The sequence below is a fragment of the Methylomonas methanica genome, from assembly GCF_001644035.1.
Classification (GTDB): domain Bacteria; phylum Pseudomonadota; class Gammaproteobacteria; order Methylococcales; family Methylomonadaceae; genus Methylomonas; species Methylomonas methanica_A.
Map to the genome: position 1 here is coordinate 1 of NZ_LUUG01000011.1, position 18932 is coordinate 18932.

Annotated in this window: 14 protein-coding genes, 1 pseudogene and 1 CRISPR repeat array; all 15 genes and pseudogenes read right to left on the bottom strand. The window is 51.5% G+C overall.

What is annotated here, in order from left to right:
* The first annotated feature begins 55 nt into the window (after positions 1-55).
* Positions 56-1489: direct repeats of the CRISPR family, unit length 29 nt; unit sequence CGGTTCATCCCCGCGGGTGCGGGGAACGC.
* 169 nt (positions 1490-1658) lie between these two features.
* The 15 genes and pseudogenes from cas2e to A1332_RS00690 all read right to left on the bottom strand — a co-directional run bounded on the left by cas2e (position 1659) and on the right by A1332_RS00690 (position 18909).
* Positions 1659-1958 (bottom strand): type I-E CRISPR-associated endoribonuclease Cas2e, encoded by a 300-nt coding sequence (gene cas2e / locus A1332_RS00625; RefSeq protein WP_064006657.1) that lies wholly within the window; start codon positions 1956-1958, stop codon positions 1659-1661.
* Entirely contained in the window at positions 1939-2850 is a 912-nt protein-coding gene (cas1e, locus tag A1332_RS00630; protein WP_064006658.1) for a type I-E CRISPR-associated endonuclease Cas1e, read from the bottom strand. The genes cas2e and cas1e overlap by 20 nt, the downstream gene beginning before the upstream one ends.
* A 422-nt stretch (positions 2851-3272) precedes the next feature.
* Positions 3273-4160 carry a type I-E CRISPR-associated protein Cas6/Cse3/CasE gene (gene cas6e / locus A1332_RS00635; protein WP_064006659.1) on the bottom strand — a complete coding sequence of 296 codons (888 nt, stop codon included), beginning with the start codon at positions 4158-4160 and terminating at the stop codon, positions 3273-3275.
* The gene (cas5e, locus tag A1332_RS00640; protein ID WP_064006660.1) at positions 4160-4942 is read right to left on the bottom strand and encodes a type I-E CRISPR-associated protein Cas5/CasD; all 783 of its coding nucleotides are present in this window, start codon (positions 4940-4942) and stop codon (positions 4160-4162) included. The genes cas6e and cas5e overlap by 1 nt, the downstream gene beginning before the upstream one ends.
* A gap of 9 nt (positions 4943-4951) precedes the next feature.
* A complete protein-coding gene (gene cas7e, locus A1332_RS00645) occupies positions 4952-6019 on the bottom strand; it encodes a type I-E CRISPR-associated protein Cas7/Cse4/CasC (protein ID WP_064006661.1) in 1068 nt (355 codons plus the stop codon).
* An 18-nt stretch (positions 6020-6037) separates the two neighbouring features.
* Positions 6038-6601 (bottom strand): type I-E CRISPR-associated protein Cse2/CasB, encoded by a 564-nt coding sequence (gene casB / locus A1332_RS00650; RefSeq protein ID WP_064006662.1) that lies wholly within the window; start codon positions 6599-6601, stop codon positions 6038-6040.
* Complete coding sequence (gene casA, locus A1332_RS00655; protein WP_064006663.1) at positions 6602-8176, bottom strand: type I-E CRISPR-associated protein Cse1/CasA; 1575 nt, start codon at positions 8174-8176, stop codon at positions 6602-6604.
* A 301-nt stretch (positions 8177-8477) separates the two neighbouring features.
* A complete protein-coding gene (gene cas3, locus A1332_RS00660) occupies positions 8478-11189 on the bottom strand; it encodes a CRISPR-associated helicase Cas3' (protein WP_157203909.1) in 2712 nt (903 codons plus the stop codon).
* A gap of 235 nt (positions 11190-11424) precedes the next feature.
* Positions 11425-11937 (bottom strand): DnaJ domain-containing protein, encoded by a 513-nt coding sequence (locus A1332_RS00665; protein WP_064006665.1) that lies wholly within the window; start codon positions 11935-11937, stop codon positions 11425-11427.
* Positions 11938-11981: 44 nt separating this feature from the next.
* Positions 11982-12329 (bottom strand): DUF805 domain-containing protein, encoded by a 348-nt coding sequence (locus A1332_RS00670; RefSeq protein WP_064006687.1) that lies wholly within the window; start codon positions 12327-12329, stop codon positions 11982-11984.
* 54 nt (positions 12330-12383) lie between these two features.
* A pseudogene (locus A1332_RS26445) lies at positions 12384-12446 on the bottom strand (zinc-ribbon domain-containing protein); the annotation flags it as partial.
* Between the two features lie 352 nt (positions 12447-12798).
* Complete coding sequence (locus A1332_RS00675; protein ID WP_064006666.1) at positions 12799-12987, bottom strand: hypothetical protein; 189 nt, start codon at positions 12985-12987, stop codon at positions 12799-12801.
* Positions 12988-13138: 151 nt separating this feature from the next.
* On the bottom strand, positions 13139-14263 hold the full coding sequence (locus tag A1332_RS00680) for a fatty acid desaturase family protein (protein WP_064006667.1): 1125 nt from the start codon (positions 14261-14263) through the stop codon (positions 13139-13141).
* Between the two features lie 510 nt (positions 14264-14773).
* Positions 14774-17872: an HsdR family type I site-specific deoxyribonuclease gene (locus tag A1332_RS00685; protein ID WP_064006668.1), complete on the bottom strand. Its 3099-nt coding sequence runs from the start codon at positions 17870-17872 to the stop codon at positions 14774-14776.
* Entirely contained in the window at positions 17869-18909 is a 1041-nt protein-coding gene (locus tag A1332_RS00690) for a virulence RhuM family protein (RefSeq protein WP_064006669.1), read from the bottom strand. The genes A1332_RS00685 and A1332_RS00690 overlap by 4 nt, the downstream gene beginning before the upstream one ends.
* Between the last annotated feature and the right edge of the window lie 23 nt (positions 18910-18932).

Below are 18932 nucleotides of genomic sequence, written 5' to 3' on the forward strand. Positions count from 1 at the left end.
ATCCCCGCGGGTGCGGGGAACGCGCCGTCTTCGAAGGTGCCTGAATCCGTCGCGGCGGTTCATCCCCGCGGGTGCGGGGAACGCGTCATCAGTAATATTCATTTCAAGCGTCACATCGGTTCATCCCCGCGGGTGCGGGGAACGCGACGTATTGGGCCAGCGTGGTACGCCGCGTAACGGTTCATCCCCGCGGGTGCGGGGAACGCATGCTGTTGAGATCCAGGATGTACAACTCAACCGGTTCATCCCCGCGGGTGCGGGGAACGCAGGCGAGGATACAACCAACTACGGCACGTTCTCGGTTCATCCCCGCGGGTGCGGGGAACGCGATCAGCCATCACAGAATCGCCGTTAATTACGCGGTTCATCCCCGCGGGTGCGGGGAACGCTGATTAGTGTAGCCATGGGGGCAGATTTAAATGCGGTTCATCCCCGCGGGTGCGGGGAACGCGGCGTGAAAGGCCAGTTGAAAATCCCGCAAACCGGTTCATCCCCGCGGGTGCGGGGAACGCATGGACGCCTGCGCGTTGCTGATCGAGCAAACCGGTTCATCCCCGCGGGTGCGGGGAACGCATCGAATCACAGTGGGATCTGGGCGACGCCGGCGGTTCATCCCCGCGGGTGCGGGGAACGCTTTTTTTAAAATCATGATCTATTTTTGAATCGCGGTTCATCCCCGCGGGTGCGGGGAACGCTTAAATTTCAATTTGATGGTCAGCTCTGCCACTGGTTCATCCCCGCGGGTGCGGGGAACGCGGCAAGGGTGAGGGGATATGAAAACCGTTAGACGGTTCATCCCCGCGGGTGCGGGGAACGCCACGGGGCGGGCCATCCGCCCCTTTTGTTTGTCGGTTCATCCCCGCGGGTGCGGGGAACGCCGATATCCATCGAGATCTGTTTGTATTTATCGCGGTTCATCCCCGCGGGTGCGGGGAACGCCGATGGATGAAATTTTTAAAACGTTAGGGTGGCGGTTCATCCCCGCGGGTGCGGGGAACGCCAACGACAGCTATGTAGGCCTTCGGCATTTGCCGGTTCATCCCCGCGGGTGCGGGGAACGCTTCCGATAGCGGTATCACTGATTGGTATTCGTACGGTTCATCCCCGCGGGTGCGGGGAACGCTTCATCGGTTAGCTCTTCAATCAAAAACATTTCGGTTCATCCCCGCGGGTGCGGGGAACGCGTATGGTCTGCCCTGATTTGCCGCCCGATACCCGGTTCATCCCCGCGGGTGCGGGGAACGCATAAAAAAAGCGAAACGTCAACAGCCTGCGCGCGGTTCATCCCCGCGGGTGCGGGGAACGCTTTGTCGATGGGTGTTCTCTTACAACTGAATACGGTTCATCCCCGCGGGTGCGGGGAACGCTGATTTACATCACATTACAGTGACAGATTACACGGTTCATCCCCGCGGGTGCGGGGAACGCCTCTCAACGTTAAGCCTTGAGCCCCCTGAATACGGTTCATCCCCGCGGGTGCGGGGAACGCACTAATCGTAACTTATTGTTACGCATATAAAAATAACCCGGCTAAATTTCTACCGAATTTTTTGCCTTTTCCAAGTTGTTAAAAAGCCGACGAAACCGCTTACAGCGCCCTATATCCCAGCAGGAATTTAGTGCGCATTTTATCCTCACCCCGGCCATCTCCCTGAGGGCTAGGGAGACAAATCCGCATCTTCCAGCGGAAAAAACGACACCAGTTTTAAACCGTCCAGTTCGACCGGCAGGCGGCGGTTTTTACCCAGCGTCATAAAATCGAAACCGGATTCGGTGTTGGTGGACCAAGCCATTACCGCGTTGCCATCTTCCAAGCCATCCTCGATTTGCGACCAGATCATTTCGCGCACCTTGGCAGACAAGTCGCCGACATAGACGCCGGCGCGAATTTCGATTAGCCATACCGCCAAGCGCCCACGCAGCCTGGGCGGAACGTTTTCAACTACGATGACCAACATCGCCGATACTCTCTGTGTTGGGAATGGCCGGGGCGATGTTTTCCTCGGCCGGTTTGGGGACTTCCAAATCGCCGGCCGCCAGTACTTCTTCGATGGTGGGGATGATTTTGCGCAGAATTTTGCTTTGCCGGAACACATCGCGGCACATTAAGCGTACTTCGCGCTCCGGGTTGGAATAATTCTTGGCGGCGATTTTGAAGGCATGCGGGACGATCTCGTCAAATTTGAACAGGTCGGCGATGTCATAAACGAACGATAGCGGTTTGCCGGTATGAATGAAACCAATCGCCGGCGCATAACCGGCAGCCAACACCGCCGCTTCGCAAATACCGTACAAACAGGCGGTGGCAGAACTGAGGCAGCGGTTGGCGGTGTCGCTATTGTCCCAATCGGTATGGTCGTAATTGCGGCCATTCCATTCCACGCCGGCCTGTTTGGCCAATAATTGGTACAACTTCCTGACTCTGGCGCCTTCTATGCCGCGCAGTTGCTCGACACTGCGGCGTTCGGGCGGTTTTTCGCCGAAACGGATTTCGTACATCTTGCGTACCACTTTCAACCGCGCGTCGTCGTCCAGCGCTAGTTTGGCTTGATACAGCAATCTGTCCGATCTGGCACCGCCCGGCTGGCCGGCTGCATATAATCTGACACCGGCTTCGCCGACCCAGACCAGCAAGGTCCCTGCCCTGGCAGCCAACGCGGCGGCGTGATGGGAGACGCGAGTGCCGGGTTCCAACATGATGCAAGCGATGGAGCCGACCGGGATATGAGTGCGAATGCCGGTTTCGTCGATGACGACAAAGGCGCCGTCCTTGACGTCGATTTGGCCTTTTTCGATGAAGACCATCGAGACGCGTTCTTTCATGGCGATGGGTTTTAGGGGTGGAAGCATGTCGAACAGTCCTTATTCAAGTGACAAAGTAAGTAGTCGGCGCCAATCAATCGCTAGGCAGGGGTTTGCTGGTTGCGTTGGCCATCCAAAATCGCATAGCCCGCCGGCAAAAAGCGCTTATCGCCGGTTTCAGTTCATTTCTTATTCGCGGTACGAGCAAAATCGATCCGGAAACAGCGGCGCATCCGCAGCATCCGTGCGCGCTTCCGAAGCCTTCGCGGACACCCACAGAAGGTTCGAGCGCACCTGCAAAGTATTCTATCGTACGCACGACAGGCTCGGATGCACGCCCGAAACGTTTGGAGGCACGCACAGACCGTTTGGCTGCGCGCCCAGAACGCGCGTCGGCGCCCCCGAAACGCTTGTGCGCACCGACGAAGCCTCGGTAAGCCACCACACAGCGGTCGGACACACTCCCAAGGCTACCCATTGCCCGGTCGTCTTACCATCAGCAAGCCGCAACCAAAGGCCTTGGCCCGGCCCAGGCCGCCAAATAGGGTTTGACGGAATTTGTCCGGGTCGGTGATTTGCAGTTCCCCTGTGAAATCGACCGAGCTGAAGCCGGATTTTTCGCCTTTTTTGGCGGTCTTTTGCTGCAAGCCGTGCCATGCGTGAGTGCTGTTTTGCAACTTGGGTAAACCGTCATCGCCGGCCAATAGCTCAAATCCGCAACGCACGCCTTGTTTGATCATCCAATTTTCCAGCGCTTGATCAACGCGAGCTTTGATCGCCCATTCCAGCTTGTCTGCCAAACCGGAAATTTGTCCCAAACGCTCGGCATAGTTTCGATCCTCGCTCAGCAATTCGGTCAGTTCAGTCTCCAGCGCTGCTCCGCCCTTCTCCAACAACAGTTTTTTGTAAACGCCTTTGTCCGTTTTGGCAGGTAAGGTACTCTCCAGACCGTGCGATTTGATCAACGACGTTAAAAACTGCAATTGTGCATCCATCGCCACGTCATGTTTTTTGCCTTGCCGGCTGATTACTGGATTAAGTCGACAATCAAATTGCAAACGCTGACCAACTGTCAATTGAGGATCGTATTCCTTACTCTCGACCTTAAACAAAGAACCTTCCGCCTCAACCGGTTTGGTTTGCGAAACGATGTAGTAAACCGGCTCTCCGCGTACTGTAGGCGATGACCCCAATTGCTCGCGGGCAATTTCTTCGCGGTAGAGAAAAGTCCGTTTGTCCTGTTCAGGAAACAAATCCCATAACAATTGATGGCAACCGTAAACATTGCCTTCCAACACCCTCGCCAACTGCGACGATTTGTAAATATCCGGCCGTATCCTGACCCTGGAAAAATACATCACTCGCCTCCCTGATAAAAATAATGTTCCTGCCGTGGCGCGAACTGCCAGCGTTTGCGTGACAAGGGTTGATCGTGACGAATACGGGTTTGCCGGCGTTGTAAATCGATGTCTTTGGCAAAGTCTTGTGGCTCGCCTTCCCAGTAATAATGCCGTTCACCACCGGCATTCAGCCAATAGGCGTCTTGCTGAACCGGCTGCCCCGCTGCGCCATCCACCTGCTTGCGCGGCAATAACGGTTTATGTAAATGGGCCTTGAACGCCGTCAACAAATCGGCTTGCTCCGTCAACAATTGTGGATTCAACGGCGCAGCCAGCGGACAAGACTTACGGCCCAGATACAAATGAAACAACGGCTTGCGCAGCTTTTCCTCGATCTGCATCAGGCTGAACGGTGCATCCGCCAAGGCGCGCAAAGCCACGACGGCCAAGGCATCGCTACGGTATTCGCGGCTGGACAAAATCGTGCCCAGCCGCTCCTTACCCAACACCAATTCATCGCGGCGGGTGCGGTAAACGAACTTACCGGCAGAGTCCGGCACTTGCGCGGTATGGTAATCGCGCAGCAATTGGCCGGTACTGAACACTTCGACCGCCACTTGGTAACTCTGCTGCAAGACGACTTGTTGCGCGTCGTCGCTTCGTTCTATGCCTAGCGCCGCGCCGACCAAACCCAATATCGCCGACTTGCTGGGGTAATTGGCGCTATGCCGGTTTTCGCCGACGGCGATTTCGCCCCAACTTGCCAATGGCCCGTATAAACGGAATAACAATAGCTCCACGACCGGCTCCTATTGGCCTACGAAATCGAGCAATTCGGCCAGTGTGCCTTGGCGTTGTGACGGCAAGGCATTCATTTCATAACGAGTATCCGCGCAAGCGCCATAAACTTCGTCAAAGCTGTGGTTCTGCTCTTTCAACGCGGCGATGGCCTGAACGGCAAAATCATCAGCTTCCCGGCCAATAGGTTTCAAATACGCCACCGACAACGAACGCGGCTGCTGGTCGCCTTTTTCCGCCAACACGAAGGACGCATAAGCCCTGGACGCAAAGCTGTTTTGCTTGCCTTCCGGCGCGACTTTGACGGCGGCTTCGGTCAAGGCGCGTATCGCTTTATTGGCAAGCTCGGCGTTGCCGTCCAGATTTTTGATCAGCAACTCGCGATTGATGCAGATATAGGCGTAAAACAAGCCGGCGGCGAAGCGGGTTTCGCCGATGTGGGCAGCCCCCATGTCGTCCAGACCGCTGTTCAAATCGTCGACGGCGGTGAAATAATCGTCTTCGATCACCACCGGATGCACGCTGATGGCATGCGCCACTTGGCAGGCGGCTTCGATATTGTAGGCCGGACTGGATGCCAGCATGCGGCCGAACAAAGCAATATCCACCGCCTGCTCGTTGGCGCGCAGCAGATTCAATTCATCTTTTTCCGGCGCACGTTGCTCGGCAACCAGTTTTGCGGTCAATGAGTCCAACGCCGCCCTTTCCGCCGGACTAACATGTACCAACTGTTCGATTTCCAATTCGGCAAACGGATCGTTTTTATCGGCTTTTTTCAACGCACCGTATATACCGGCGATAGACTTGGTCCATTCCTTGGCGTCTTTTTCTTTAACGCCGCCTTCCAGCAACTTGTTGTATACATCCAGGCCGAGCAATTTGGTGCGCGTACCCAAGTGACCGCCAACCGCTGCTTGGAACATATCCGAGGTGCGCCAGGTTCTTTTCAGACATTGCGACGACACCCGCAGTCGGTCGTAGCCGCCCATCTTCGCGGTTTTCGGACTGCCTTGGTCGTCGCGGTTCAGGTTGGCGGGCGGGTAAGCGGTCAACAAATGCAATTGAATGAAACGGCTCATGAATGTCTCTCCTTGAGTTTAATTTTTGGGTAAGGCGGTGAAATAGTCGGTGGCCCAGCGCACGGCAAGCCGGTCTTTCGGATAGCGGCCTATGGGTTGATTGAATTCTTTGAGCCAATGAATAATGTCGTTGGCGAGCGAGACGACATTGGCAGTTTTGCCGAGTAATCGAATCGCGCGCAGCATGCGCCGGTAGAAATCTTCTACGGTCGGGCTTTTCTGCAATTGCTGAAAGCGCAACTCGCTCATCGGCGGCTTGGTTTTGTCTTTGGCTGAACCCAACTGGGTTGCAAAGTGGGCGCTGGCGTCGTTGACTTCGACGTGCGCCAGCAAGCCGGCAATCGTCGCCGCGACCGGCAAGCGCTGATCGTCCGACACTTTTTGCGGGAAGCCGTCCGGCATTTGCCGCAAGAAATGGAAAAAAGCGTCGGTCAACAGTATGTCTTCCGGCGTTTCAGCGCGGCGCAAACGGGCGCGGTCGCCGCGGTTGCCGCCTCGATCACCGTCGTCGCCGCTCAACCAGCGATGCCATGCCAGCAAAGCCTTTAGCTCTTCCGGTGCTAGAAAATAGTTCTCGCTCATTTAGGCAGCCTCCTCCGTTTTGGCGTGGGTTTTCAATTGCTTGATGATTTTGTTGCCGTGAAAACGGCTCAACATAGATTTTTTCGCGTTGATGATTCGTTTTAAATCGAGGTCTTCCGGCGTGGAGCTTAAAGTCGCGACTTCAAAAACCCCGATCATTTTCGATCTCAACGCTGCAAACCAATCGGCATATATTTCAGCCGAGGCCATACCGCGGTCGCCCGCTACGGTAGCTAAACGTTCCAACAGGCGGAAAAACTCTGCCTCGCTGGCTTGCCAAAATTGTGAGTCGATTTGACTCATGTCGCCTTTGGCGTCTTCCGGGCGGCGAAACCACGCGGCTTTGACTTCGCTGCGCAGGATCTTCACGGTTTCTCGTGCCGCGTCGATTAACTCGCCCGCCCAAGCGATCAAATCGGATTGTTGTTGCGCCGACAGATAAAACACCGGAAACCTCGCTTCGTACCAGCAACGCGCCTTCATGTTGTCCATGTCGAAACCGAAGCACCACAATGCGGCACCACCTCGATCAGCCAACATGCGACCGCGTTCCTGGTTGTAATGCCGAACAATCTGGGCGGCTTTGTCGCCGTTGCTGTCGTCCTGTAAGGCCAAGCCCAACCAATGCCGGTAACCTAAGCCGCCTTGCTGGCCTTTCAACGACAGGGGTGGATTGACTTTTTTCGGATCGTTACGGTACGGCGTTAACGAATGTTGCCAAGCGCCGTCATAATTGGTGCCGTAGTTTTTGGTGCGGTATTCGCGGAACAGCGATTCGGCATGGCTTCCACACAAATCGCAACAGCCGGACTCAGAAGGCTCGCACAAGCGAATCCGCCGCGGCATGCCCCAATAAGCGTGCAACGGATGAACGTCGGCCGGCGTGGTGATTTGGCCTTTTTCGGAAGTACGGGTTCTGCCCATCCACGGTAAAACAGAAGCATCAAATATCTCTGCCGCTTGCAAGTCTTCTTGGTTGAACACATTCAACCAAAGCTTTTGCCATAACTTGGATTCGCTAGCCTTAGGGAGCACCAAAGTCGTCAACGGCCCGCCGCCGCGCAATCCTACCCGATGCCCGACACCGCCTGCGGGTGCATTAGTCTGCAATGTAAACAAAGCAGAAGCCGCACAACTTGGGCATAGCTGGTTCGCCGAACCGCGTTTGATAAAATGATCGAGATTGTCTTTCAGGGTTTTGCCACCGGGCGCTTCGATCAATAATGCCGCGATAGGCTTTGCTTCACCGTCCGGCAATGCGAAATCCTGCAAAAATGCCGGGCCGTCATCGCTGGTCAATTCGAACGCGGGCGAGAACGCGGCAAAACGGGCGTGCAATTCTTTTGAATCGGGCGCCTCTTCCCAATATTCCAACCATTGCTCTTCGTCTTCCGGTGCAAATCCGGTTTGCAGCAGACCAATCAGAAATTGATACAAAGCGCCTTGAAAATCCGGCCGCGGCGCATTGATTTCGATGACCGGGTTTTCGTTGTCGACGATTTGCCACGGTGCAATCCAATCGTGTTGGCCGCTTTGGCGAATGACCGATATCCATGGGTCGGTAATTAAATTCATACATTTCCTCCTTTTTTTGAATTCACATTTTCAGCGCCACGATTATTGCCAACACGAGAGCCAAGCAAATTACAGCCAATGGCGCAGGCGAAAAAGAATTTATGACACTTACAAACCCTTTAATTTGATCCATAGCAGACCCTCATTTCGTATTCGACGGCGAAATGATAACCTGTAAAAATAAAAAGTAAAGGCTTCTTTCTTATTAAAAAGGCATTATATAAATAAAACAGGTAGAATACACATCATCCCCATACCCATGGGGATGAACCAGCTTCTTTCTTCTTACGAGCGAAGCAACTCATACGTTCCCCGCATCCGCGGGGACTTCCCCGACAAATCCAAGCTTGGCCGAATACAAGCTTTGCCCATCGATCAAAGGCAAAACCTCCAGCCAGCGCAACGCTTTTTGATCGTTTTTTAATGTATCAATCGGCTGTTTAAAATCTTCAGATATTTGCCGACTGACTTTTTTCCATTCACGTTCAGGCAATTTAATCGTACTCAGCGCCCAGGCGTAACGCTCGACATCTGCATACGGTTTAAGCTGACCGTCAACCAGCAATGCCAACGCCACCGCAACACTGTCCTCTTCGCTAAGACGTGTCGGGATTCGGGTTTCCTCATCCCAATCGCCGCTTTTCCGGGTATAACCTTTGTCCAGCTTCAAACCGTTCAAATCGGCCATGCTCCGCTTCACCATGGTTTTGCCTTCCGCGTCGAACGACGCTTCTTGCAATGCAAGCGGTATCCGAGCCTGCGCTTCCTCGGAATAGACACCTTCGATCAATTCCCGTGCGTCATCCGGCATCGCGAAGCCGCCTTTATCTTCCAACAATCGCACCGACAACCAAAGTTGGCCGATATGCGGATAAACCGCTTGGGTGCCGGCGTGATCCTGCTTCAGCCAAGCGGCGTTTGCATCTTCCGAAGGCGTCGGTGCGTACAGATAAAACACTGGGTCGCCGCGGCCATCTTCCGAGCCTTGTTCCCGCCGGCGGTTGCCTAGCGCATCGCGGATATGGCGACGCAAGCGGCCGGCGCGTTGAATCAACAAATCGATAGGTGCCAAGTCGCTAATCAACACGTCGAAGTCCAAATCCAAAGATTGCTCGACGACTTGAGTAGCAATCAGAATTTGACCTTTGCGGGTATCATGCCCTGATGGTTCACCAAAGGTCTGCAAGGTGCGGTTTTCGATGGCTTGCCGGTCTATCATTGCGAAACGGCTATGGAACAGTGCCAGTCGGTCGGCAGGAAAGCCGCTGCCCAGCAGGCTTTGATAAGTCTGACATGCGGACTTGACAGTATTGCGTATCCAGCAGACGCAGTGGCCTTGCTCGGCGCAGTGCCGAATTTTGGTGATGATTTGTTCTTCGCTGTCGAGGCGTTGAACGTGAACCGTGCGTTTGACTTCGGCTCGGGTATCGATGGGCGTCTCCAGCGCTGGTGCCGGGGTGTGCGTCGCCAACGGGTAAGCTGCCGGATAGGCCAAACTCGGCGCTTCCAATCCGAGTCCTCTATGAAAAGATGCGGTCAGATTTTCGCGCATAGTTTGCGGCAAGGTGGCCGACAGCAATATCGCGCTGCCGCCCTGGCGGGCATGGGCTTCCAATAAAGCCGCCAGCAACTTTTGCATATAGCTGTCGTAAGCGTGAACCTCGTCCACCAATAGCACTTTGCGACTCAAGCCCAACAGCCGCAAGGACTGATGGCGCGCCGGCAATACCGCCAATAGGGCTTGGTCGAGCGTGCCGACGCCGACATCGGCCAGCAAAGCTTTTTTGCGGCTGTCCGCCAACCAGGCGTTGCAGTAAGCCGTAGCGCTCAGCTCCTGATCTTCTTCGAGCCGACCATTTTGATAATCGACATCGATATTGGCTTGTTCAGCCAGTACCACCGAATCGCGAAAGGCTTGCGACAATTCGCGGGCACCGTGCGCCAGGACCAAAGACGGCTGTTCGCCGGTTTGATAAAAATTGCGGTAAACCTTGCCCAAACGCTGGTACATGGCGTTGGCGGTCGCCATGGTTGGCAAGCCGATGTACAGACCGCCAGCCAAACCTTTTGCAATCAAGCGTTGCGTCAAAATCAGCGCCGCTTCGGTTTTGCCGGCACCGGTGACGTCTTCGAGGATGAAGAACTGCGGTTGATCGGTCAACGGCTCTTCGGCGGCATATCGTTGTAGCGGAGTTGGTTGTTGAATGAAAGGGAACAGGGTTTGCACGGTTTCGAATTTTCCGGCTACAGGCGGTTTGGGCAAACCGGCAAGCGCTTGTTCGGTGTTGGGTAACGCAAAGTTTTGCCAATATTCGGCAAGCGGCATTGGCTTAGAGCAATAAGCAAAATGCTCTTGATTCGAACCCAACCAATCGGCCAACACCGCAATCCCGGCCAGTTGCCAAGACAAGGGCTTCAGGCGTTTATTAAGGTTCTTGTCCGCTATGGGCTGAAAATCGAAATCAGCCAGAAAGTACTCCAGCAGATGCTGCACGAAGACGAACGCCGCCTGCTCGTCGTCGGCCTCGAAGAAATTGCCAAGCCTAAAGCTATCCAATTTCGGCGGCATGCCGTGGTGACCGGTGACGATTTCCAGCCAAGGATCGATTTTGTTGATCCAAGCAGCTTGATCCGCCTGAAGGTGCTGCGCCAATTTTTCTTGCAAAACATCCCGCCAAAGCGCAAATCCCAGGCTATCGTGACGTTCCGCATAAGTCATTCTCGGATTCGTCTTGACTAAATCGTCCGACAAACCCGTTCGCAAACCTTGGAATGCACGAGCGAATTTACCTAGATCGTGCAGGACAAGACAAAAGGTAAACCAACTTTGAAGCCATTCCGGCTCGACTTGCAGACGCGTTGCCAATTGCTTACAAACCGGTGTATTCGCCGCCAGCCAAAGCGACCCTACCGCCGCCACATCCAAACAATGGTAAGGCAGTAGATGATAGGCTGGGCCGGCTTCGGTTTCTGGTTTGGCCTTGCCCCAGTAATGGAAATAGGATGCTGTCACGCTCAGTCCCTGATTTGATTGAAAGTCCGTATCTGGCAGATATGATCCGCCGCCAAGTAGTGTAGCCGTTTACGGGTATTCATCAACGATGAATAGGTTCAGCTTAGGAAGTTTCCGGAGTTTATTTATCGCTGTGCCGCTGGTTATTTTTACATACCAATGTTAAAAAACCATGCCCACTCAAAATCATCTAGCAGCCATCAGCGCTAATAATCCTAAACTCTGTTTGGCGATCTCACACCATGCCATGCTCTTGCAACATGGCATAGGCGGCGTTTATTTGTCGGGTTTCTTCCTCGGCGAGTTGTTTGATTTTTGCGCCAAACACACCGACGCGGTCCGGGTGGTATTCGGAAATTTTCTTTTTGTATGCCGCTTTGATGTCTATCGGTAGGGCTTCAGCCGTCAGGCCAAGAATTAAATAACAATCCGCCAAAGATTTGATGTGTTGCTCGTCTTCAGGCAGTTTTATTTCGGTTATATACACATTGCGATGTTCGTCGATGTCCAATTTGAATTGTGCATGACACTTTCGGCAACGCGCTTTGTTACCGTCGATGGGTAAGGTAAATTTGATGTGTTGCGCGCAGGATGGACAGGAAATTGTCCTTACATTTGCAGGCGTTCTAAGGGTGGGCTGTTTTTGATTTTGATGTTTGCGTCGAGTATTTCTGGCATTGAAGACAAGAAGCCCGACCAAAATAATGTTCAATATTAGCGATGCGAACAACGCAATATTGGTCATCATCCCAGCTAATTGATTGCTCGACGAAATTTAAAATGATGGGGGCGTTAAACAGGCGCCCCGTATTCGTTCGCACGGCCATCGCCTTTTGACACCATCCAGATGAAATACGGGATGATGCCGATGATGGTCAGAATGATCAGATACCACCAGCCGCTATGCCCGGTATCGTGTAATCGGCGGATATTAACAGCCAGCGAAGGAAATAGAATAACCAAGTTGGTGATTGCCGTGACGGTTGCCGGCTCGCCGTAGGCCGATTGATCTATGATCCCCGCTATCATCGATACCAATAGTGTGAAAAGCGCGAACCACCAGTATTCGGCTCTCGAGGCTCTACCTGTAAAAACAAATGCCTTTGCAAAACAACCGGACACCGATTCGGTAAACGTCATGTCCCGTCCGTTAGTTACTGGCCCGCGATAGCCGTTATTCGATTGCATGGCTGCGCCACACTCAAGGCAGAAATTCGCATTATCCGGATTTTGCTTTCCACAATTTGGGCAGTACATTTTGCTCTCCGACAGAATTTTTAAGTAACGATATTACTGCGATATAGAAAAATGTGTAGCCCGTTCGCACATTTTCATTCAGTTTCGTTTAGCCGCTTTGACGATAGGGACAAAGCCGTTGGCAATGCTGCCCGGCTACCATCCTGGCGCTGCACACCGGTAACCAAACAAATCCCGGTAAATAGCAAACGCGCAGCCTCATCAAGATTGCCGTCACCTTACGCCAGAAGACAGGTTCAGAAAGATTGGGGGAACCTTGCCTGAATTAGTGTACAAAAATCTGCGTGAAGTCCTTTACGCTAATAGGTGACATAACAAGACTAAACCGTATTGCACGGTTTACGCGGATAAACTATTTATTCTGTTCGTCGACGGCGTCGGCCTCGTCTTTCGGAGCCTGCTCGACAACGCGCTTTTTCGGCTGCTTACTAGCTGCTGACTGCTGATTGATGCGTTCAAGCTGAGCAAGAAAATACGAGTCGTAATTCCAGTTTGGTTTTGCTGCGATGGGTTCGGGTTTGGTATCTCTGATGTCGCTCATAGTATTTTTGTTGATTGCACTCGTGTAGTGAGCAGATTAACTGCATTGACATAAATTAGCGCGTATCGCCAGTAACCAGGAATCGAATAGGCTAATTGCCCAAAACGTTAGTTTGATTCAGAGGCTACTTGAGCAACTCGTGCTGGATGTATTAAACAACTGCCGGCTTCAGCATTGAGGTTTTGCCTACCATAATATCCGCTGCTTTCAACATGCGTTTAAATACCGATTCCTGACAGTAAGGAATATTATGCTTTTCGCATAGCGCTTTCACTTGCGGCTGCAATTTTTGGTACTGACTTAGCGGCAAATCCGGCCATAAATGGTGCTCGATTTGATAATTCAACCAGCCGTAGAAAAAATCGTTGAAATTCGAGCCGGTCGGATAATTGACCGAACCCAAGATCTGCCGCAAATAAAATTCGCCCTTGCTATGCGATTTTTCATCGAACATCATCACGTCGTCGCCGGCATGATTGGGGATCATCACCAAAAAGCTATGCATATTGGTGAAAATCTCCGCCAGCAGGGAATTGATCAACACACTGACAACGGCAAACGTACCCAACGGTAAGAAGAGCAGCGGCAACAACACAAAACGATACGCCGTATAAGGCAGCACGCTCTCCAGCCAGAGCGCCTTTCCTTGCGGCGTAAACAGGCTCCATGCACCGATACGTGTGGTTTCGGGTTTGGGTTTACCTTGTAGCCGTGCGGTATTCAAAACCAATTCTTTGTGGGTGCGCGGGGTGTAATAAATAATTTTCCAGATACCGGAAAAAAACGCCACGATGGCATAGCGCTGCCACATCGGCAGCTTGGATTGCCGCAACCATTCCATGTTGTGTTGGGCATTGTTGGGATCGGTCTCTTCACCCAAGTTGTAATGATGTAATAAATCGTGTTCGTGATGCCAGCCGGCGGGGGTCATCCAGTCCGGCCAATCCAAAAACCGCCGCCAACCCTTCGCGAATTTCTTGCTGGTGTAATTTTTGTCCACGTCCTGCATTTTATCGAAGGCTTTATGCACGATGGGATGGCCCACCCCAGTCCAGCGGGAAAAACTACCCTGACTGATCAACAACGCGGAAATCGGATTGGGAAAAATCCAGGCAGTAGCGTAACCAATGAGCGAACAAACCTTTCCCCAACGTTCCACCTTTTTTAAGTGGTCGAAATCCGCCGGACCAATATCCGCTAATGCTTGTTTGTGAATTTGACTGATGTCTTTGGCTAATTGCTCGCGATCAACCGACTGGTAACTATTTAAACTCAAAATGTGTTGTCTCTAATAAAGTGCAAGGGAAGGAAATGGGGATACCTTCGAATAAAAAGTCAGGATTGGAGGCTCCGGACTGTGCTAACAAGTAGCAGCCTAAAAACCAGCCGAAACGGGGGAAATCGACTGACCGGGCCAGATGGCATAAGTCTATACACCATCCGCATTTTTGCCTGCTTTCTCAAACTTACCGGCACTTTGCACGTGAGTGTAACGAGGCAACTTTTGCAAATTTTTAAAAGGGGTAATGTGTTGATTTTAATGGTGCCGGCAATAGGAATCGAACCTACGACCTTCGCGTTACGCGTGCTTGTTAGACGAATTGAAACAACCGGAAGCTACTGCGCGGCTATTATATATCGGAAGTTCCAGTATGTTTCAATGTGAGTGGCTTTTGACTAAATTTGTTTGATATGCGCGCCTAAATGGTGGCGGAGATATCCTCTAGAATTGCTTTGTACAGTTGTATAGCCGCTTTAAAAACGTTAACAACTTATAACGCTTGGATCAAACCTGCCCACCCACGCCTTTAAACTTCTCCACAAAAGCGGCTATTTTCTGGAAAACGCTTTGTTTTTTTGTCAGGTACTGCGGGTTTAACGGACTCATTTTAGGCAGAATGGCATTGAGCTCAGTGCCGTTTTCACTGGCAAACTCCCGTTTTAGTGAGTTAGTGATGTAACGCCTCGCGGCCTCAGCATTCAGGCCTTCGTCGCTAATCAGCTCTTGCGCCTCACGCTGTTGTTCCGCTTGGGCAAAGATAAAGAAAGCGTCAATCACGCTGGCCTTATCGCCAATCTTGTCCAGGTCGGTTTGGTTAATAAAATCCACTAGCAAACTCTCTTTGGCGCGGTTGCCCAAACTGGCACGAATCACTCGGCGTACGTCTTCAACCAGTGCCGCTTTATCTTTAACTTTCTTATTATTTTCAAAAATCAGTTCCAGAATGTAATCCAGATTGATCTCTTGAGACTTCAGCAGATCCACCTCAAAGACCACGTCGTCCCAATCAATGGTAGATTTTTCTTTTTCATCGGCAGATTTTTCCCGACGCAGCCAATCGCGGATGTCGTTATAGGTGGAGCGATAATCTTGAATTTTCCGCTCGGCGGGTATTTTGATAGCTTGCAGTGCGTCCAGATCGTCATCGCTTAGATAATGTTGGGCTTTGAATGCCTCAACCACTTCCGGGTCGCTCATATCAACGCTTTGCAGGGCTTTCAGGCTGGCAAATTCATCGTAGTTTTGCAGTACATTCTCAACGCGCAAATATTCGCCAAACAATTTCGCAAAGGCCTTTTTGTCGGACTCTTTTTCAATGGCCGCAGGGTCAGGAAAACGCTGTTCCAACTCCGCGACCACATCTACAAAGCCGCGCCGCGCCTCACCGGTAACCACATCGGTAAAGCCTTCCATGTATTCCTTGTAGCTTTTTTCCAGCACCACGTTCTTGGTGTTTTTATCACCAAACAAGGTGATGGCGTCGATGGTCGCCTGCTCCAGATCGCGGAAAGTAACGATATTGCCAAAGGTTTTGGTGGCGTCATAAATACGGTTGGTGCGCGAATAGGCCTGCATCAAACCGTGGTAGCGTAAGTTTTTATCAACAAACAAAGTATTCAGCGTGGGGGCATCAAAGCCGGTCAGAAACATGCCCACCACAATCAGCAAGTCGATTTCCTTGGCTTTTACCTGCTTGGCCAGATCGCGGTAATAGTTTTGAAATCCGTTGCCATCCACGCCAAAATTGGTTTTAAACAGGGCGTTGTAGTCGGCGATGGCCGCGCTCAAAAACTCTTTTGCGCTACTATTCATGGCTGAAACATCAAAACTTTCATCCAGAATATCGCCGACGGCATCCTGTTCTTCATTGGCCGCAAATGAGAAGATGGTCGCCACTTTTAAGGGCTTATCGTGACCCTTTTGTAAATCTCGGAACGACTCATAGTACAGCTTGGCGGCATCCACGCTGCTCACGGCAAACATGGCATTAAAACCTTTGGCCCCAGCTTTCAGGCGATGGGTTTTTTGGCGGAAATTATTCAAGATATATTGCGAAATTTCCCGAATACGCTCGGGGTGCAACAAGGCTTGCTTGTTCTCTGCCGCACTGAGTTTTTTCTCGTCCTGCTCGCTTTCAATGGCTTTGAACTGCGGGCGCACATCGTTGTAGTCCACCTTGAACTTCAATACCTTTTCATCGCGAATGGCATCGGTGATGACATAAGAATGCAGCTCACGGCCAAACACGCTGGCAGTGGTATCGGCACCCAAGGCGTTTTGCGGGAAGATCGGCGTGCCGGTAAAGCCAAACTGGTAAAACTTCTTAAACTTCTTCTTCAGGTTTTTCTGCGCTTCGCCAAACTGGCTGCGGTGGCATTCATCAAAAATAAACACCACTTGTTTGTTGTACAGGGCTAAGTCATTTTCACTTTTGATTAGGTTATTAAGCTTCTGGATAGTGGTGACTATGATTTTATTGTCGTCCTTATCCAGATTGCGTTTCAGCCCGGCGGTGCTTTCAGAGCCATTGACGCTATCCGGTGAAAAGCGCTGGTATTCCTTCATGGTCTGGTAATCGAGGTCTTTACGATCCACCACAAAAAACACCTTATCGATAAAGTCCAGCTCCGTCGCCAATCGCGCCGCTTTAAAACTAGTTAAAGTTTTGCCAGAACCCGTGGTGTGCCAGATATAACCGCCGCTTTCGGTGTTGCTCCAGTTTTTCGCCTGATAGGCGCTGTTGATTTTCCACAGAATCCGCTCGGTGGCGGCAATCTGATAGGGACGCATTACCAGCAAAGTATCGCTGACATCAAACACCGAAAATGTAAGCAGCACATTAAGCAGGGTGTTTTTCTGGAAAAACGTGGCGGTAAAATCTTTTAAATCTTTAATCAGACCATTATCGGATTTCGCCCAATTCATGGTGAAATCAAAACTGTTTTTGTTGCGCTGCGTGGTGTTGGCAAAATAACGGCTGTCCGTACCGTTGGTAATCACAAACAGCTGCAAATACTTATACAGCGAGTTCTCGCCATTAAAGCTCTCTTTGCTGTAGCGGTGCACCTGATTAAACGCTTCACGAATCGCCACGCCGCGCTTTTTCAGTTCAACCTGCACCAGGGGCAGACCATTCACCAAAATCGTCACATCATAGCGGTTGGCGTGACTGCCTTTTTGTTCATACTGCTTGATGACTTGCACCTTATTGCGGGCAATGTTCTTTTTATCCAACAGGTAGATGTTCTGAATACGGCCATCGTCAAACACAAAGTCGTGAATGTAGTCGTCATGAATCTTGCGAGTTTTATCAACGATGCTATCGCTGGGCTTATCTAAATACACCTCAACAAATCGGAGCCATTCACTCTCTAAAAACTGCACATTGTTCAGGGCCTGTAACTGCTCGCGTACATTGGCCAGCAGCTTCTCGGGCGTGTTTAAATCGGGCGCGTAGTCGTAACCCTGATTCTGCAAATCCTGAATGAATTCCCGCTCCAAATCGTATTCACTTTGGTAGCTTTCGCTAACTTTATAGTCCTTGGTGTATTTATCTAAAACGATAAAGTTATTCGATTCGGCAATGGCTTTATACTCGGTCATTCCTCTATGTCCCTGTTTTGCAGTAGCTTTTTCACTTCACGATCAAAGTCAGATTCGATGCGTTGCTGCTTGTTGAACTTTTCATATTCCAAAATGGCTTTCTGTTCTGCCTGCTTTCGACTGACTGTTCCGTAGCCTTCCAAAATCTGGTACTCATTAAAGGCAAGAAACTTGTTCACGCTTTCGGCAAAGCTTTCCATAGTGAAGGTGTTACGCCGCTCGATAATACCCTCGATATAGTCAAAAAATGCCGATACGGCGCGTTCCAGTTTTTTAATTTCTGCTTCGCTTAAATAATTTTTCGCCACGGTCGAATCCGACTTCAACACTCGGCCAGCCGGTGCATTTTTATAAGTGCTCATGCCCATCAAGGGTTTACTGGCATCGGCTTTCAGCGAAATAATTTCTGCCGCCGTATGGCCAGTAATCGCAAAATGAAATTTGTCTTGCACATGCGCGTAAAACAACTTGGTGGTTTCCGACTTGGGGTCGTAATCGATGCTGCACTCAGCAAAAATATCGGTGATTTGCTGATAGATTCTCCGCTCACTGGCGCGAATAGAGCGCACCCGCTCCAGTAATTCGCGGAAGTAATCTTTACCGAAATAACGGCCATTCTTCAGGCGCTCATCATCCATGGCAAAGCCCTTGATGATGTATTCCCTGATCAGGGCAGTCGCCCAGATGCGGAATTGCGTCGCCTGCGCCGAATTGACGCGGTAACCGACTGAAATTACTGCATCTAGGTTGTAATACTTGACCTGCTGGGTCTGCGTAAGGCCAGCAACGGCGCCATGTTCAGTGGTTGTTTCCAAAATGGAAATAACCACTGATTCCTCCAGCTCACCACTGTCAAAAATATTTTTCAGATGTTTGGAAATGGCCGGAACGCCCACGCCAAACAACTCCGCCATGCGCTTTTGGGTCAGCCAGATGCTCTCATTACTGAGCAGCACCTCCACTTTGATTGCGCCATTGGGCGCGGTGTAGAGCAGGAATTCCGTGGCTTGGTCTTGCAGGCTTAGATGCTTGGACATAAGACGCCTTCCTTATGCGTGGG

Coding starts and splice junctions, on each gene's coding strand:
- cas2e (WP_064006657.1), bottom strand. CDS start 1,958: ATGTTGGTCATCGTAGTTGAAAACGTTCCGCCCAGGCTGCGTGGGCGC.
- cas1e (WP_064006658.1), bottom strand. CDS start 2,850: ATGCTTCCACCCCTAAAACCCATCGCCATGAAAGAACGCGTCTCGATG.
- cas6e (WP_064006659.1), bottom strand. CDS start 4,160: ATGTATTTTTCCAGGGTCAGGATACGGCCGGATATTTACAAATCGTCG.
- cas7e (WP_064006661.1), bottom strand. CDS start 6,019: ATGAGCCGTTTCATTCAATTGCATTTGTTGACCGCTTACCCGCCCGCC.
- casB (WP_064006662.1), bottom strand. CDS start 6,601: ATGAGCGAGAACTATTTTCTAGCACCGGAAGAGCTAAAGGCTTTGCTG.
- casA (WP_064006663.1), bottom strand. CDS start 8,176: ATGAATTTAATTACCGACCCATGGATATCGGTCATTCGCCAAAGCGGC.
- A1332_RS00665 (WP_064006665.1), bottom strand. CDS start 11,937: ATGATGACCAATATTGCGTTGTTCGCATCGCTAATATTGAACATTATT.
- A1332_RS00670 (WP_064006687.1), bottom strand. CDS start 12,329: ATGACGTTTACCGAATCGGTGTCCGGTTGTTTTGCAAAGGCATTTGTT.
- A1332_RS00675 (WP_064006666.1), bottom strand. CDS start 12,987: ATGAGCGACATCAGAGATACCAAACCCGAACCCATCGCAGCAAAACCA.
- A1332_RS00685 (WP_064006668.1), bottom strand. CDS start 17,872: ATGACCGAGTATAAAGCCATTGCCGAATCGAATAACTTTATCGTTTTA.
- A1332_RS00690 (WP_064006669.1), bottom strand. CDS start 18,909: ATGTCCAAGCATCTAAGCCTGCAAGACCAAGCCACGGAATTCCTGCTC.